This is a genomic window from Oscillibacter sp. UBA6647 (genome assembly GCA_002455655.1).
Lineage (GTDB): Bacteria > Bacillota > Clostridia > Oscillospirales > Oscillospiraceae > Oscillibacter.
The window spans coordinates 1-16,983 of sequence record DKLF01000082.1 but is presented as its reverse complement, the minus strand read 5'-3'; the positions used below and the strand labels follow the sequence as shown (position 1 = coordinate 16,983).

Sequence of the window (16,983 nt, the reverse complement as noted above, 5' to 3'; positions counted from 1 at the left end):
AAACTTATTGTACATTATCGCCGTACACTTTATGATAGTATAATATGGTTATCTGTATGATTGGCCCAATAGCAAATCCTTGCGCAGCAGCAATGATTCGTGCATACGGATACTTATATTTTCAGGAGGAGTTATAACGAATGAGCGATGACCTTTCGATGAACAACTTTATGGTTTTACAAGACGCGGCGCTGGACGCCAGCCTGCGCCGCATATCAATGCAAAACGCCGCTCAGCGCAATACACAGGGAAACGGAGCGGCAATCACCATTGCAGTGGAAAAAGCGCCGACACCCGTCTCGCGCAACGGCTTCGTAATGGGGCGCGTTTTTTTACAGCACAAGCCGAGCCGCGTTGATTGTTCTGTCCGTCATGGACGGGCAGCCGAAACGCTTGAATATACGGATCGCAAGGGCTACGATTCCTTCCGCGCGCGTATGGACGAGGAGCTGACTCACCACAAAAACACACGGTTTCGCTTGTGTCCCGAGTGCTATCCGTCCGCTTATGAGGAATGGACTTCCAATGAGGATCAAAGGCTCATGCAGGCCATTTGTAACAGCGGTCGTTTCGCAGACGAGCTGCCCTTGGACGAAGGATACTATCTGATACGAGAGAGCGACACTGTTACGCTTTCGTATGCGTTCAAAACGCCCACCAAAGCGCGCATCTTCCACATGTCCGGCTATGGCTGCTGTGCAAATCACAGCAGAACGCTCATGGGCCCGTATAAGGGTGTAAACGACGCGTTTGAGAGCGTGGACATGGGAGTAACCCACAACGGCATTGTATACCTGCCCTGCCCAAAATGCTTTTGTGAAGTGGTTTACACTGACAACAAGTCGTATGCTTCGTTATTTGAGATGTTGACCTTGGATCTTGCCCTGAGCGGTTTTTTCCCAAAAAACAAATAATACTGATTAAGGAAAAGAAACTGTGAAAAGAATACTGACCATTTTCATTTTGACCGTAATGCTGATAACAGCCCTTACCGCCTGCAGCGGCATACCAGCCGAAACCTCGGGCAGCAACCCCGCCGCGCAGGAGATTAACGAAGTCCCGCTCGTTATTTACCACATCAGCGATAATGAAATAGAGCTGCGCTTCACCTCGGATAAACTCGCTTCCATAGAGCGGCTTGCGTTTCTCGCGCCTACGGGCGGCGAGAACGGCTCGTACAACACTTCCGTCAATATTGATTTCGAACGCGATAGCGACAGAATATGCCCTTTTCTGATGGTCTTTAACGAGGCGATGGAAATTGAGTACAATGTAGACGTTTACAGCGGAGAAATGGAAGCCTCTGTTGAGGGAGATACGCTCATCTGCCGTATCGAGCACGAAAACATTATCGCTCCGTTTGCCAAGTCTGCCTTATGGCACATTGATTCCGAAAATCCGCAGCCTTTTGAGGGCGTCATCACCGATGATGTTTCCGTAATCATTGAGCCTGTGATAGAGGGCTTCCTGCCAGATGAGTTTAAGCGCAGCGAATACGACGATGAGTATTTCAAACCTGAAACAGATGATTTCATCATTGTAACCTATGAAATCCCAGTGAGGCTGGCTAAACCCGAATGGCATAGACCTTACGGCGGGAATATTACTTTTGGAGTAGTTGGAGATGAATATTATGAAAGCAGTGCTAAGGTTACCTACTTATTATCATTCAACGGAGACAAATATATCGGTACAAAAGTCAGATTAGAATACGCTTCAATAGAAGATGCAATGCTTGCAGGTCTTGATTGTGGTTTTGTTCCCACCGCAATTGGTATGCCTGACGAAAAGACCGAAGATGAGACACTTATTGCCAATTTCTTTGAGGAACGTGACCGAGATTTCTTTGGCAGACAAACAGTAGAAACTGATTATGAAGGCACATATTACGGGCATTTTGACCAGTTCAGATATTTTGATTTCAAGGCACAGGATACAATTCAAGAAGTCGAGCGCCTTGTGGATATGCGACTGTCTGATAACTCGGACACGATTACTTTTGTTCCAATTTCCTCCATCAACTATACGGCATGCAAAACAGAGAGCAGCACATTACCCTATTTTGATGGCAGTTGCGAAGCGACAGCATACAGCAGCAAGCGAACGAATAAAGCGGGCAGCAATGACACGGTGCTTGATACGGTATTGAAGCTACCGGGAGACGTGGAGAATTTCACGCCGACAACCGACGATTACGCATATGTAATCGAAGAAGATATACGCGGAGAGGAAGCCTCTCAAAACTACGGCTTTGAGGGAGTTTATGAGCAATTCGTTGAACTATACTCGTTTGATGAAAACGGAAACGTGATTCAATGGGTATATAGAATGTATCATATTGACCACTTAAGCGACGATTTTGAGGGCTATGAATACCCTGAAAGCTTCAAGAGTTGGGTATTTGATAAGGAAAGCGGCGCATATTATATCGACTATATTGCTGAAGGGTACATTCAGACAAAGGATGAACTAATGCAGGAGCTGCTCCGTTACGGTGAGCACGAGGGGTACTATTTCTCGAAGCCGTAATAAAAACAACAATGATTAGGAGAATACCATGAAAAAGAAGATCGCGGCATTATTCTTAGCAGCGGCAATGGTTTTGTCGCTGACAGCGTGTGCAGAAAAAGCAGGAAACAAAACCACAACACCAGAAAGCACAGCTTCACCAACCACAGCATCTTCCACTGAAAAAAGTGAACCGTCAGGCGCACTCCCGCCCGAATTTGTAGTGATGATCTATTCGGAAAGCTCGGCTGATTTTCATATTGGCTCTCAAAAAACATCAGCAGTCGATTCATATCAAATAGAATTTGACCAATATGTAATTGAAGTCAACAAACGTGATAACAAGGAAATTCAATGCTCATTATATCAGCAAAAAAATACCGAGAGAGCCTTTATTGGGGATTGCGAGTATCTGGTTAATGAATACGAAACAATAATCTGTGTTCCTACAGTTGTCCTTGGGATAGAGGGATATAACTTTAATTCGGTTTCCGAATATAGCCTATACGACGGCAATGAGAAAACGAAATACTCTGCCTCAGAGGTCGCAATAAACGAAGATGGGACACCGGCGGCTATTGTGGATGAGAGCCAGACAAGTCCAACGGAGGAAGTGACGGATACAGCATCTGCCGATTATGCAAATATCACTTTCATTAGTGATGAAGGTAATGAACTTATCATCACTCAAGTTGATGCCCAAGGCTATCCGGTCTCTATGAGCTTTAATGGCAATGCCATTGTCTTTGACTCGGTAAGCTCCTGTTCGGAAAATGAAGAATTTATTACCGCATTATTGAAGTGGAGTACAGAAGGTGGCAGCCCACAAGCTGAATTTTTCTATATGCGAAGCTCCAACTCAATTATATTGAAAGGCGGCCACGGCGGCGAGTATAAAGCCGTTGACTAAGTTCCTTTAGAAAAAGAGGTACGAGGATTTCGGCTCAACCTGTATTACTGCAGATTGGAGCGCAAAAGGCCGCGGATTCGGCCTTCTCATCCAAAGCGACGGAGATTCATGGAAAATGATCGGTCCTGGAATTTGCAGCGGCTACTATTATCCGCAATAAAAGAAAAGCTGTATCCTCGCAGCGCCTTTGAGCGAACAGAGTTTGAGATCGATGATTATTATATTGGCAACACGGATTATCCGCTTGTTGAAGCGCTTGGTAAACAAATTGAAGTAAGCACTTCAGGTAAAATGTCTTGTACAGCAAAAGAAGAAAACACAGGTACTCCGTATGAGTATATGAGGCTACTTGAAGGGCAACACCGTATACCGTCCGAAACAGTGAAGTAATAAAGAGCGAGAGATTCGCTCTTTATTATCAAAGAAACACACAAATGAGAAACCTGTTCATCGATGAACAGGTTTCTCATTTTTTGCATAACAGCCGTTCACTATCCGTTTTGAATAGGCTTTTTTATGTTTTTCTTTCAAAACTGCCATTTTCTATCCGTTTCGGATGGCGAAACAAAACCCGATGGATGCTAAAATGTTGAAGCACCCATGACCCGCGATGAATCCAAAAGGATTTATTAAAGGACGAACGGGAGATAACACTGCACTACCAGCACTGTTGCTGATAGCAGCAATAATAAAGGAGCGAGAACATGAAAAAACGATTATCATCCCTTGCACTGACACTCTGCATGGTACTGTCCCTGCTGCCGACAACGGCATTGGCGGCGGCTCCGTCGGCACCAACCAACCTCCGCATTGAAGTGGGAGATTTGTATCAAACAATGCCTGTCCTGACCTGGGATAAGGTAGAGGGCGCAACCACCTACGACATACTGGTAACAGGTGCAGACGGAAACTGGCATCAATCAAATGGGACTACCCTAAACCACGTTTTATTGGGATACGATACACAAGCATCAGTAGGCTATCAAGTAATAGCCAACAATGAAAATAATGAACAAAGCGACCCTGCCACACTGGAAGACATATCGGTGACTGTCAATCGTTCAACGTCATCTGCCACAGCCATCCACAATACGGTGACATATTCGGAAGATGGCTATTACGACGTTGTTTATCACTTATATACCATCACCGGCCTGCCAGCAAACGCAACATGCTGGCTGGATTACAAATTTTATGACCCCGCGAGAAACGATGGGATCGCATATGCAGACAACACCAAGGAAGAATGGGAAAAGGAATATACCAGCGGTATCCAGAACTATGAAATTAACGCAGACGGCGTTCTGGTTATCGGTATGGATGAAGCAAGTGCAACTAATGTCAGCGATGACTGGTCGGGGCTTGCCGACGGCGCAATCAATCCGGCGTGTGATGAATACTCCTTAATTGTAACGAGCAGCAGCAGTATAAGTGCAGATGGCAAGACTGTGGATATCACCCAGCAGGAATTTGCACTTTCTTTGGCGGAATACAACGGCCCCGCAAACACACAGTCGGTATCTTTTGCACAAGACCGCATCGAAGGAATAGAATTTGGCACACCTTACACACAAACGGCAACGCACACAACAAATGGCGGATCACTGGTCTACTACAGCATGTATGCCGCGATCAAGAAAGTGAATCCCACCAGCGGAGAAGTAGTCGGCTGGCAGATCCGCGAAAATCAGTACTCTGGGCAGGTCACTGCTTATGCGGCTGCGACCGATGATTATCCCGCAGCGCTCGCAATCTATGATATCCGTTTTGTGGAGCCGTCCAACGCACCTAAAAATATTCATCTTGCGTTTGATACGGGCGACACCAACCCCGGTCTGCAATGGACGCCAAGTGACGGAACGTGGACTGGCTATGAGGGAGAATTTTTCGACGCAGACGGCAAGTCCATTCGCACCACAAATAGTTCAACCGCTATAAGCGGTTCAGAAAGCTTATTCACAACAATACAGCGCGCATCCTTCGGAAAAACCGGCGCGCAGGCGGAAACACTCACCTTCAAAAAAGCCGAGTTGAAATTGACCGGCAATGGCGACGATTCCGCAACAGGTACAATTGATATGAACTTTACCTCAACACAAACGGTTTCGTCTACTCCGCTGACAGCGGTGTATTCCGGAACCAGTGCGGAGACAGACTATGGAACATGTGCGCATTTCTCCGTTTCCGGAGTACCCGCAAGCAAGAGCATGGAGGTCATCTACCGTTACCCAACCGGCACCGAGTATGACGGTACCATGACTACGAATACCTACCATCTTTCCGGCAGTTACGGGAGCTACTCCTTCTTTGACCCGGTTTCCAGCAGCCCCGATGGTGTCCTGAACCTCAGCGATCTGGATGTTGACGAGGGAGATTACTACTATCTGGCGGTATACGACGGCACGGTCACCAGCGATAACACCGGCTCTGTGGACATTACCGTGTATCCTCTGGAATTCATTTTTGATGCCCGGGATCCGCAGGAGCTGAGCTGGAGTGCTTCCGGCCCGCTGAGCATCGCATATGGCGATACCGGAGCCGGACTCACAGCGAATAACAGTACCACAGGCGGAAGCCCAATTACCTACTCCAGCAGTGACGAAAACGTGGCGACCGTGGCTGCTGATGGCAAAATTACTACCGTCAGCGCCGGAGAATGCACCATCACCGCCACCGCCGCCGAGACAGGTACGGCGCCCACCGGCTATCGCGCCACCTCGATCAGCTACACGCTTACAGTGGCTAAGAAGAATATTACAGTTAAAGCCGACAATAAAACCAAAACCTACGGCACAGCCAATCCTGAGTTTACCTTTACGCACACGCCCGCCGACCTCGTAAGCGGTGACGACGCGGACGATCTGGCGGTAACGCTATCCTGCGCCGCCACGACGACCTCTCCGGCGGGTACTCCGGTAAGCATCACAGGTACCTCCGGCAGCGCAAACTATAACCTAACCGTCACCTCCGGCGAGCTGACCATTGATAAGGCCGGCGCGCCGATGGTTGACAATATGACTAAGAGCCTGCTTTACAGCGAAGCGCACGCAGATGTGGCAGCGAACATTATTGAGCTTCCCGCAGACAGGGGCACAACCAGCTTTGCAGCCGGTTCTGTTACAGATGCTGACAGCATTATAGACGGCGCTGTGACTAATACGGCAAGCGGAATTCAGTTCTCCACCAAGATCGGCTCAGAGAACCAGAGCGCGACCATTCCCGTAACCGTAACCATGCAAAACTACGAAGACGTTACCGTCAACGTGGTGGTAACACTAGTTAACAAGACCCCCGTGACCATCACCGGCGTGACCGTGGCGAATAAAACCTACAACGGCGCTGCGGCGGCCTATACCGGAACACCTGCCAACGAGCAAGGCTATACCGGTACTTATGAGTATATCTGGTCGGGCGGCTCGGCTCCCAAGAACGCCGGAAACTATACCCTGACCGTGAAAATTCCGGACGACAACGCTGACTTTTTGGGAGAAGTGGAATTTCAGTTTGCCATTTCCCAAAAGGCACTGACCGTAAAACCGCAAAATCTTTCCATATATAACGGTGCGGCGCTTCCCACAACATTCACCCTGACCTATGAAGGACTGGTCAGCGGCGATACCATAACGCCCGCAGGCACTCCGGAGTTTGCGTTGAAAAACGGCGCCGCTGCACTGACAAGCAGCAGCGCCAACGGAACCTACACGATTGAGTGGACCAACAAGGCTGACGTGACGGTCGAGCAATCAAATTACAATATTACAAAGGCCGATGGTACACTGACCATTTCCACCCAGCCCTCCTACAACGGAGGAGGAGGCTCAGCTTCGTCAACTCCGGCAGCACCCACAACCACCACCAGCGGAAACACCACGACCGCCGCAGCAGAGGTTGAGGTTAAGGTGAATGCAAGCGGCACGGCGGTGGCATCTGTCAGCGCGGACAGCATGGCAGGTCTCATTGACAGCGCGAAAGCCTCCGAAAAAGAGAACAAAAATGCCGTTATTGAGCTGAAGGTTACGGCTCCCGCCTCTGCGCAGGCCTCTCAAGTAGTGATTCCCAGACAGTCGCTGGATACCATTGCGAGAGAAACCTCAGCCGACGTGAGAATCAGCACCACGACGGCAGCCCTGACCTTTGACAGCCAAGCCATTTCGGCCATCAGCGGCGCTGCGGCATCCGGAGATATTCAGGTGTCTGTCCAAACTGTCGCCTCCAACTCCCTGTCCGCGTCGGCACAGGCGCAGGTGGGCAATCGCCCGGTCTACGACTTTACCGTGACGGCGGGCAGCACGCAGGTGTCCAGCTTTAATGGAGGAAGCGTCGGAGTCAGCATCCCCTATACCCCGGCGGCGGGAGAGGATATCAATGCGATCGTTATATACTACATAGGCGACAACGGTGAGCTTGAAACCATAACAAACGGACGCTATGACGCGGCGACCGGTACGGTTGATTTCAGCGTTGCTCATTTCTCAATGTATGCGGTCGGATACAACAAAGTAAGCTTTACGGATGTGTCTGGCAGCGCTTGGTACGGTGATGCAGTTGCCTTCCTCGCGGCGCGGGGTGTTACCTCCGGCACGACGGCAACCTCCTTCAGCCCCGACGCGACGCTGACCCGTGGTCAGTTCATCACTCTGTTGATGCGGGCTTATGATATCGACCCGGACGATTCTTCCTCCGACAACTTCTCGGACGCGGGGAACACCTACTATACCGGCTATCTGTCGGCAGCAAAGCGGTTGGGGATTACAAACGGCGTGGGCGACAATCAATTCGCACCGGAACAGGCCGTTACCCGGCAGGATATGTTCACACTCCTGTACAATGCGCTGAAGGCAATCGATCAGCTGCCAGAGGGCAATTCCGGCAAGAGTCTTCCCGACTTCACAGACAGCAAAAGCATCTCTTCCTATGCGCAGGATGCAATGGCTTATCTGGTGGAAACCGGCGTGGTCGGCGGCAGCAACGGACAACTCAGCCCGACGGATACTACCACCCGCGCCCAGATGGGGCAGGTGCTGTATAACCTGCTGTCCAAGTAGAAATCCATATATTTGATTCGGGCGGTCTGGTTTATATCCAGGCCGCCCGAACAGTTCGTATCCCATTGTGCCACATACGAGAGACTGCCCAGCTCATATTCCGGCTACTCTTCCAAAATGCTGTCATTATCAATATGAATTTGCTTGGCGTAGCTGAGCCGACTGTCCAGCCAGGAAAGATAATCAGCTTTGGCCTGTTCGTATGTCTGGCGATCCGCCCAGCTTTTTTTCTCTGCTTTATTCAGCGCCTCCCAAGCGAAACGGAACTGTTCCTGATGCGCATAGTTCTCCTCATAAAACTGCCGCAGTACCTCGCGCGGCTTCACCACGGCTCCGCCGTCCAGGCAATACTGGCGGCGGAGCTCTTTTTGCTTTTTATCCTTGGTGGTGAGATTGGCGACGATGCGTTTGTACGCCGCGCTAACCTCCCTCTCTCCGCAGAAGCCATCAAGATTCCGCTGCTTGCTGGCGTACGCCGGCGAACAGTATTGCCTGGTGCTGCGCCGGAGAACGAAAAACCGGCCGTAGAATTCGCACTTTTTAATATGCTTGTCTGACAGAATCGTATACCGCAGCAGATACATCACCAACTCCTGCGGCTCCTCAAACCGTGCCATGGTTCCGCGCGGAATCCGGAGATTGTATTCCCTTATCGCTTGACAGCCTGCTTTAAAATCGGCCTTACGCCGCGTTCCCGTATTCCGGCGCTTATTTTGACCTTCGTATTTTCCAAAGGCTTCGCCCGCAAGCATATGATTGCGCAGCACTTTCAAAAAGCAGGAATACTCCTGCTCCCGCGCTTCCACGGAAAAAAGCGTTCGGTCGAAGGCGAGATATCCCCGCAGCCGTTGGCTCGGAGGCAGTGCGTTCACGTCGGCGGACTCGGAAAAATAGAGCTGCCCAATCAGATTCATGACCCTCTCCCGGTCATAGGTGGTCAGCCACTCATAAAACTGCGGGGCGTCTGTCATCTCCATATTGAGTAGATCCCTTAGTTTTTGACAATATAGCGGTTGTCTCATGACTGAAAACGGTTTTGGCATTTGCATAACCGCTCCTAAAATCGTTCTTTAAAAAAGTTGTTATTTACCCCTTCGATCATACTTTGGATGGATTACAAAACTCAATTCATCTGCTACACTTAACGTATATGCAGGAAAATAATTCACAAAACCATACTAAAATATACCTACCAAGAGAAGGAGGCGGCTCATGAGCGATATCGCTTCTGTCATTATAAAGCCCTCGCTGGAGGAAATCTTTCTGACCAGTTGGGAACACTGCCGGGTAATTTTGTTTGCCGCGCCCTGCGGCTGCGGAAAAACCACGACCGCAACGGCATTGCTTTCAAAACATAACATTTGTTTACTAAACGCCGCGGACGCGGAGTTTTCTCAGGAAGATATCCTGCGGGACTGCGACACGGTGCTGGTGGACGATCTGCAATATCTGTTGGAACCAGTGCGCCGGGAGGCTCTATGCGAACTGATCCGCACCCAGGCCAATCTGCACTTTGTCCTGCTTGGCCGTGGACCTGTCCCCGGATGGTTAATGCCCTTCCAGTTCGCGGGGATTATGCTCACCATCGATACGCTTACGCTGAATTTCGACCGCCAGACCGCGCAGCGGATGCTTGACTCTCGGGGCATCACGATCAGCCCTGAAGAAATGAGCGCGATACAGCGTGATCTGAAAGGCTATCCCATCGCGATGGATATCCTCTGCCGCAAGCTGAAGGACGGCGCGGCGTACAGCGCGGAAATTTTCGACGCAATCAAGCGCGAGCTGTTTATTTACTTTGAAGAGGTGGTTTACCAACGATTTGAACCGCCTCTGCGGCGGCTGCTCATCAGTCTTGCGCCGTTTGAGAGCTTTCATCTGGAGCTAGCTAAGATGGTCAGCGGCAATCCCCGAACGGGTGAGCTGCTGGGTATTATCCAGCGAGATACAACGATGCTCCAGTCCGACGGGCTCGACACCTACCGTTTCTGGCCGATTTTCCGGGGATTTCTGATGTGGGAGCTGCACCAGAAGCTCACTGACGCAGAACAACGCATTTTATATAGCCGCGCTGCTCTCTATTATGAGCTGCACGACGAACTGGATCGTGCGCTGGAATGCTATTCGCTGGCTGGGGAGCAGAGCAAGGTGTCCGCGCTGCTGGTGAAAAACGCGGAGCAGCATCCGGGCATCGGTTACTACCACGAACTGCAAAACTACTATTTTGCTCTGCCCCGCCAGGAGACCCTGAAATCTCCGTCGCTGATGTGCGGCATGAGTATGCTGACCGCCATGTGCCTGGATTACGAGGCTTCCGAGCGGTGGTACAGCGAACTGCAAGGCTATGCCGCGCGGCTCAAAAAGACCGATTCCGAGTATAAAAGCGTTCAGGGAAAACTGGCTTATCTGGATATCGCGCTGCCCCAACGGGTCAGCCGCGGGCTGATCGAGGTGGTTGGAAGCGTATTTCACGTCATGACGGACAAGCAGCTCAAGGTGCCGTCCTTTTCCGTCACCAGTACCCTGCCCAGCATTATGAACGGCGGCAAGGACTTTTGCGAGTGGTCGAAGAAGGACGACCTGCTGTACGCCACCATGCGAAAGCCTTTGGAAACCGTGCTGGGCCGGGACGGCGTGGGCCTTGCCGACTGCGGCATCTGCGAGAGCAAGTTTGAAAAGGGCGAGGACGTGTCAAAGCGCCTGCTTACCCTCATGTCCCGATTGGGCGAGATACAGGCGCGGGGTACGCCGGACATTGAGTTCGCTGTGGTCGGGCTGCTGGCACGAGTACAGGTGTCCCAGGGCAAGGCGCAGGCGGCACTGGAATCCATCGAGAGCCTGCGCACAAAATTCCTCGATACCGGACAAACCCGCTTTCTGCCGAATATCGACGCGGCTCTCTGCCGTATCTATCTCCGGCTTGGCGACACGGAAGCCGCGCGAATGTGGCTTCAGGAAAAGGCCCCGAAAAACGACGCGCGCCTGTGGGCAATGTGGCGTTATCAATATCTGACACGGGTAATGGTGCAGCTTACCGAGGGTGAGTATGACGACGCGCTGTTGCTGCTGGCGCGGCTTTGGCCATACTGCGAATACTGCGGACGCGTGATGGACGGCATACATATCCGGCTGCTCTCGGCGATGTGCATGGAACGCATGGGCAACACGGAGTGGAAAACGGAGCTTTGCGCGGCGCTGGACACCTGCTTTGCGTATCAATTTATCTGGCCAGTTGCGCAGTACGGTGCGGCGATCCTGCCCCTGCTGGGCGAGTGCGGCTGGGAAAGGGACGCGGAGCATCTTGAGAAGCTGATTTCCGCCGCGCGGGCGCAGGCGGTGGAGTATCCCCGGTTTTTGAAACCCCAGATACAGCCTGTCGAGCCGCTTTCAGCGGCGGAAACGCATGTTTTCAAGTTGTTGTGCCAAAACCTGAGCAATCAGGAAATCGGCGAAATCCTGGGCATCAAGCTGCCCACGGTCAAAACCCACGTCAGCCGTATTCTGCAGAAGCTGGGCGTTAATCGACGCAGCGAAGCCAAGGCCGCAGCCGAAAAGCTGCGTTTACTGTAAAGGAGGGCGCGCCATGGATGAAACGATGCTGACCTTGAAGCCGGGCGTTACGCTGACCGAAGCGGGAAACCGCGTCGGCCTAACGCAGAACGGGCAAACGCAATTTGCAAAAAACACGCGGCAGGCGGAAATCCTGCGTGCGCTGGTTCTGCATAGCCGGTCGTCGGAAGGCCTGACGGCGCTTTTGCGCACTGGGGAGGGCTTACAGAGCGATAACGAAAACTCACTCGCCATAGCCGAATTCATACTGGACTTCGGCGAGTTTTTAGAAGCATAAAATAATCTACATAGGAGGAAAACATGAAAAAGAGAATTTTAAGCATTGCACTGGTGCTGTGCATGGCGCTGAGCCTGCTGCCAGTGTCGGCGCTGGCGGCGACAAACTACGACGGCTGGGAGGCAGCGACGGCAGAGGGCGTCACGCTGGCTGCCGACACAGACACCGTCACCATTGACGGCGTTAGCTACACCTACAAGGACGACGCGAGCGCGAGCGGCATTAAAATGTACAGCGAAATAAACAGTGGGGGCAATGTGGTTAGTCGTACCGCTTTGACGGAGGCCTGCTGCTGGAAGGCGGGGGACGGCTATGTGCTGTATCAGCCGACGGTAGTAAGCGGTGAAACCACCTCCGCCGAGGTGACGCTGCACAACGCAGAAATCAGCACGACGGACATCGACGCGCTGTCTCTGCCGTATAACTCATCCTTCGCGGATCGTTATGCGGTTCCCGTCACCGTCAACGTGGAGGGCACAAACAGCCTGACCACAACCGGTGCATTCAATTCCGCCGTGTATCACAGCGCTGGCGACACCACCTTTACAGGCGGCGGCACGCTGACAATAACGGGTCAGTTCAATAATCACGATGCTGTTACGATAGAGTCCGGTACGACGGTTGTAGTGAACGGCGGCACGAATAGCCAAATTGCCGGCAATCTCACCGTCACTGGCAGCGGCTCCAAGCTGACCATCGCGAGTGGCACAACGCTCGCAATTGGTGTTTGGGGAGGAAACCCTGCCGCCACTGTCACTGTGGAAAACGGCGGGGTGCTGGAGAACAACGGCACGCTGACAATGGCTGAAAGGGTCGATCCGGACAATTCCCACATTGTTGGCGAGATTTCCGGCAGCGGCGGAATTATGCTGTACGATAAAACATACGCCCTCGTGGGCGGCGTGTTTTATGCCTACGGCGGCGACGTCGAGAAGAGCGGACTGAATCTTTCGGGCAAAGATGCCAGCGGCAATGTTGACGCGACCTATAACGCGCCCACAATACAGACCTGCTACAGGGCAGGTAGCGGCTACATAATCTACACGCCCGCGACAGCAGACCCCGCCGCAAACGCCAAGCTGGAGCTGCACGATGCGACGATCAGCACGACGAGCGGACGCGCCCTGTATCTGCCCGGAGAAGCGCTTGACATTACCGTCACCGGCAATAACAGTCTGACGGCAAACGGCAGCTATAACTATGCCATCGACACCAACGAGCAGGCCGTGAATATTACCGGCGGCGGCAATCTAAGCTTGACCGGCAACAGAGGCATTGCTCCATGGAGCGGCAATACGCCCAGCATCACCATCGACATTGGCGGCGCGTTGAATATTAAAACAACAAGCAATCCGATTCAAAATGTGACCGGCGACCTTAAGATTACCGCCAAGAGCATCACAATTGGAGACGCGTATGGCGTTTTTTGCGATGGCATGGCGTCTTTTGAAGCGACAGACGGCGATATTACACTGACCGGCGGCAGCTTTATGGGGGCGGTGAATGGAAATGCCGGAGTTTCCTTAAAAGCCTCTGGTAAAATAACGGTTGACAACAGTACGGGATCAAGCGCGCTGATCTCCCAGAGTGGTACTGTCACAGTGGATGCACAGGGCGATGTGGCAATGGAAGCGAACGGAGTCGCCATCCACTTTGGCACAGGCGTGTCCACGACATCTGATGCGGGCAGCATTGACGTGACAACCGGCGGATACAGCGGCATAGAAAAAACTGACGGCGGTACCGGCGGCGGAGGGGTCACGCTGAGCGCCGCGAAGGATATCACACTGAATGCAGATGCTTCCGCCATTTCTGCATCTGAAGAAGCCGTCAACCTCACCGCCGGGGGAACGCTGTCCTCGACCAGTAAATACGGCTTTCAGGTCCGTGAGCTGACCATCAAGGCAAACGAAGTTTCCATTGAAGGCACACAGCAGGACGGCATTCTGGCAACCAGCGTGAGTATCACGAATCCCACCGGCGGCAACTGCAAAAGCGTGTCCGTCACCGGGAGCGGCGGCGACAGCTATGCGGCAATCCGTGCGCTCGGCAGCGCAGACACCGGCAACATCACCGTCAAGGCGGACGATTTGTTCCTCTGCGGCAACGACAGCGCCAAGGCGATCAGCACCCTCGGCACCGTCACCATTGAGGGCGCGGGACTGATTGTGGGCGAGATTTCTGCGGGCACGGATAACATTGCCGCAGGCATTGCGCGCGCAAGCGTCAGCGGCGGCGACAAGTCCGGCGGACTGAACCTCTCTACCCCGCCCACCGAAACCACGGTTTACACCGCGGACAAAGGCTATGTGCTCTTTACGCCGGCAACGACAACGCCCGCAGCGCCTGCAAAGCTGACGCTGCATAACGCAACGATTCACAATACCACCGCCATAAATGACGCGACAGGCGACGGCATTGCCCTGCCGGACGGCGCGATTACCCTTGTGGTAGAGGGGACAAATACGATCAGCGCCCAATATACCAACGCGATCGGTGGTTCTGACACGGACGTCACCCTTTCCGGATCGGGCGTTCTGAACGTTGGATATAGAGGGATTACCCTCAAAAGCACTGCGGCGAACCCCCATTCCTTTACAAAGGGCGCAAACGTGACCCTCAACGGCATCGTGAACACATACGACAATTCGAGTGAGAACAGTGATTCCAATACAAACACCGTTTACGGAAGTGTGTCCGTTCCCGCAGACTCTCACTGCACGCTTGCGGGCACCATCACTGTCGCCGGGGGCGCGGTTCTGACCATCCCGCAGGGCACAACCCTCGATTTGCACGCTGCAAAAGCCCTCACCAACAACGGCACGCTTGTCAACAACGGCACCTTGCAGCTGCCCCAAAGCTACAATACCGAAGCGGCAGTCAAGGCGTTGAAGCTGACCGGCGATGGCTTGGTGCAGGCAGTGGCGGCGTATGATACGAGCGGAAATGTCACTATGTGGTCCTATTACACCAACGACGGCACTGCGGTGAAGGCCATTACCAACGGTCTTGATCTGACCGGCAGCGTTCACAACGGCTCGACGGTGGCAGACAACGGCTACGAATGGGATTCTGCAAGCAGTACACTGACCTTGGGCAACATCTACGTGGAAGGGGGAATTACCCTGCCCACTGCGGCACCCGTTACCATTAACAGCGGTTCGAGCAGCAGCATCAGCGGCACCATCGGCGGAGACGGACATGCGCCGCTGCAGCTTACCTTTTCCGGTACTGCTCCGCTCAGCATAAACGGCGGAATTAACAGCGGCATAAACGGCGATACGGTAACCGTTCAGAGCGGCGCACAGGTGACGTTAAACGGGCACATATCCATCGGCGCTTCCGGCACGGACGGCACACTGACGGTTACCGGCGCGGGTACAGTGCTGAATATCAATTCGGACATGGTCTATGGGGCGATGTGTGATACCGTCAATGTGCAAAACGGCGCAGCGCTGACCGTTCATACCCAGGGCGCAGGTACTAGGGGCGTGGAAGCATTATCCGGCGGCGTGTCCGTCACCGGCGGCTCGACGCTGACGGTTGGCTGCGATTACGGCGTGTACATCATCGGCGGCAAGCTGACAGTGGACAGTACCAGTAAGCTCATTACAAACGGCGCGGTCGCACCCTTCTGCATTGTAGGCGCAGCGAACAGCACGCAGAATGATGTCCTTTCTCTGACGGTTGACCTGCCAAGCGGCACTGAAATTGCATCACGACAAGCCACAAACGGCTCAGGCACTACACATACCTACTGGAGTCTTGTGCCCACAAACGGCAATTTGACCGTATCAGACACGGATAACACGCCGGTCACATTAGCGGGCGCCGTAACCGGAACTCTCACCTTTGCCAAGGCGGCGAGCAATCCCACTGGCGGCGGCAGCGGAAGCACCAGCTATACACTGACCTTTGAAACAAACGGCGGTTCTAAAATATCAAGTGTATCGAAAGCCTCCGGTACTGCTATTGACTTGGGTGAATACCAGCCCACAAGGGACGGCTACACCTTTGACGGCTGGTATTCCGATAAGGAATTGACCGAGAAGGTGACCAGCGTCGAGCTGACGAAGAACATGACCGTTTACGCCAAGTGGACGGAGAAAATAACAAATCCCTTTGCCGATGTGTCCGACAGTGACTATTATCACGACGCGGTTTTGTGGGCAGTGAAAAAGGGCGTGACCGGCGGAACCTCCAATACTGCGTTTAGCCCGGACATGACATGCACCCGCGCGCAGATGGCAGTTTTCCTGTGGCGGGCGGAGGGTTCTCCGGAACCGGCCTCTACAAATTGCCCGTTTACCGATGTCTCCAAAGACGCTTACTATTACAAAGCCGTTCTCTGGGCGGTGGAAAAGGGCATCACGGCGGGCACTTCCACCACGACCTTCGGCTCCGACGACATTGTCACGCGCGGGCAGGCGGTGACCTTTCTATGGCGTGCGGCAGGCAAGCCGGAGGCGGCTTCTGTAAATCCGTTTACGGATGTCTCCAAAGATGTTTATTTTTACGACGCAGTTTTGTGGGCGGTGGAAAAGGGCGTGACCGCAGGCACCTCCGCCACAACCTTTAGCCCATCTGGCCCCTGCAACCGCGCACAGATCGTGACCTTCCTATATAGGTATATGGGAAACAGCAAATAAACCAGGGGGAACAACATTGAAAAA

Annotated in this window: 9 protein-coding genes; 8 read left to right on the top strand and 1 reads right to left on the bottom strand. The window is 52.7% G+C overall.

Annotation, left to right across the window (positions count from 1 at the left end; genetic code table 11):
* The first annotated feature begins 140 nt into the window (after window positions 1-140).
* From B2W96_RS06145 to B2W96_RS06125, 5 genes are all read left to right on the top strand, one after another.
* Window positions 141-914 (top strand): hypothetical protein, encoded by a 774-nt coding sequence (locus B2W96_RS06145; RefSeq protein ID WP_293009408.1) that lies wholly within the window; start codon window positions 141-143, stop codon window positions 912-914.
* Window positions 915-936: 22 nt separating this feature from the next.
* The gene (locus tag B2W96_RS06140; protein WP_293009407.1) at window positions 937-2,529 is read left to right on the top strand and encodes a hypothetical protein; all 1,593 of its coding nucleotides are present in this window, start codon (window positions 937-939) and stop codon (window positions 2,527-2,529) included.
* 28 nt (window positions 2,530-2,557) lie between these two features.
* Window positions 2,558-3,418, top strand: coding sequence for a hypothetical protein (locus B2W96_RS06135; protein ID WP_293009406.1), 861 nt, complete (start codon window positions 2,558-2,560; stop codon window positions 3,416-3,418).
* 108 nt (window positions 3,419-3,526) lie between these two features.
* A complete protein-coding gene (locus tag B2W96_RS06130; RefSeq protein WP_293009405.1) occupies window positions 3,527-3,808 on the top strand; it encodes a hypothetical protein in 282 nt (93 codons plus the stop codon).
* A gap of 314 nt (window positions 3,809-4,122) precedes the next feature.
* Window positions 4,123-8,463 carry an S-layer homology domain-containing protein gene (locus B2W96_RS06125; protein WP_293009404.1) on the top strand — a complete coding sequence of 1,447 codons (4,341 nt, stop codon included), beginning with the start codon at window positions 4,123-4,125 and terminating at the stop codon, window positions 8,461-8,463.
* A gap of 104 nt (window positions 8,464-8,567) precedes the next feature.
* Here the strand turns inward: B2W96_RS06125 and B2W96_RS06120 are convergent, their stop codons facing one another.
* Window positions 8,568-9,236: a hypothetical protein gene (locus B2W96_RS06120; protein ID WP_293009403.1), complete on the bottom strand. Its 669-nt coding sequence runs from the start codon at window positions 9,234-9,236 to the stop codon at window positions 8,568-8,570.
* A gap of 439 nt (window positions 9,237-9,675) precedes the next feature.
* Between B2W96_RS06120 and B2W96_RS06115 the strand changes: the two genes are divergently transcribed.
* The 3 genes from B2W96_RS06115 to B2W96_RS06105 are packed head-to-tail and all read left to right on the top strand — an operon-like array spanning window position 9,676 to window position 16,959.
* Window positions 9,676-12,033 (top strand): LuxR C-terminal-related transcriptional regulator, encoded by a 2,358-nt coding sequence (locus B2W96_RS06115; protein WP_293009402.1) that lies wholly within the window; start codon window positions 9,676-9,678, stop codon window positions 12,031-12,033.
* A gap of 13 nt (window positions 12,034-12,046) precedes the next feature.
* Complete coding sequence (locus B2W96_RS06110; RefSeq protein ID WP_293009401.1) at window positions 12,047-12,310, top strand: hypothetical protein; 264 nt, start codon at window positions 12,047-12,049, stop codon at window positions 12,308-12,310.
* A 23-nt stretch (window positions 12,311-12,333) separates the two neighbouring features.
* A complete protein-coding gene (locus B2W96_RS06105; RefSeq protein ID WP_293009400.1) occupies window positions 12,334-16,959 on the top strand; it encodes an S-layer homology domain-containing protein in 4,626 nt (1,541 codons plus the stop codon).
* Window positions 16,960-16,983 lie beyond the last annotated feature (24 nt).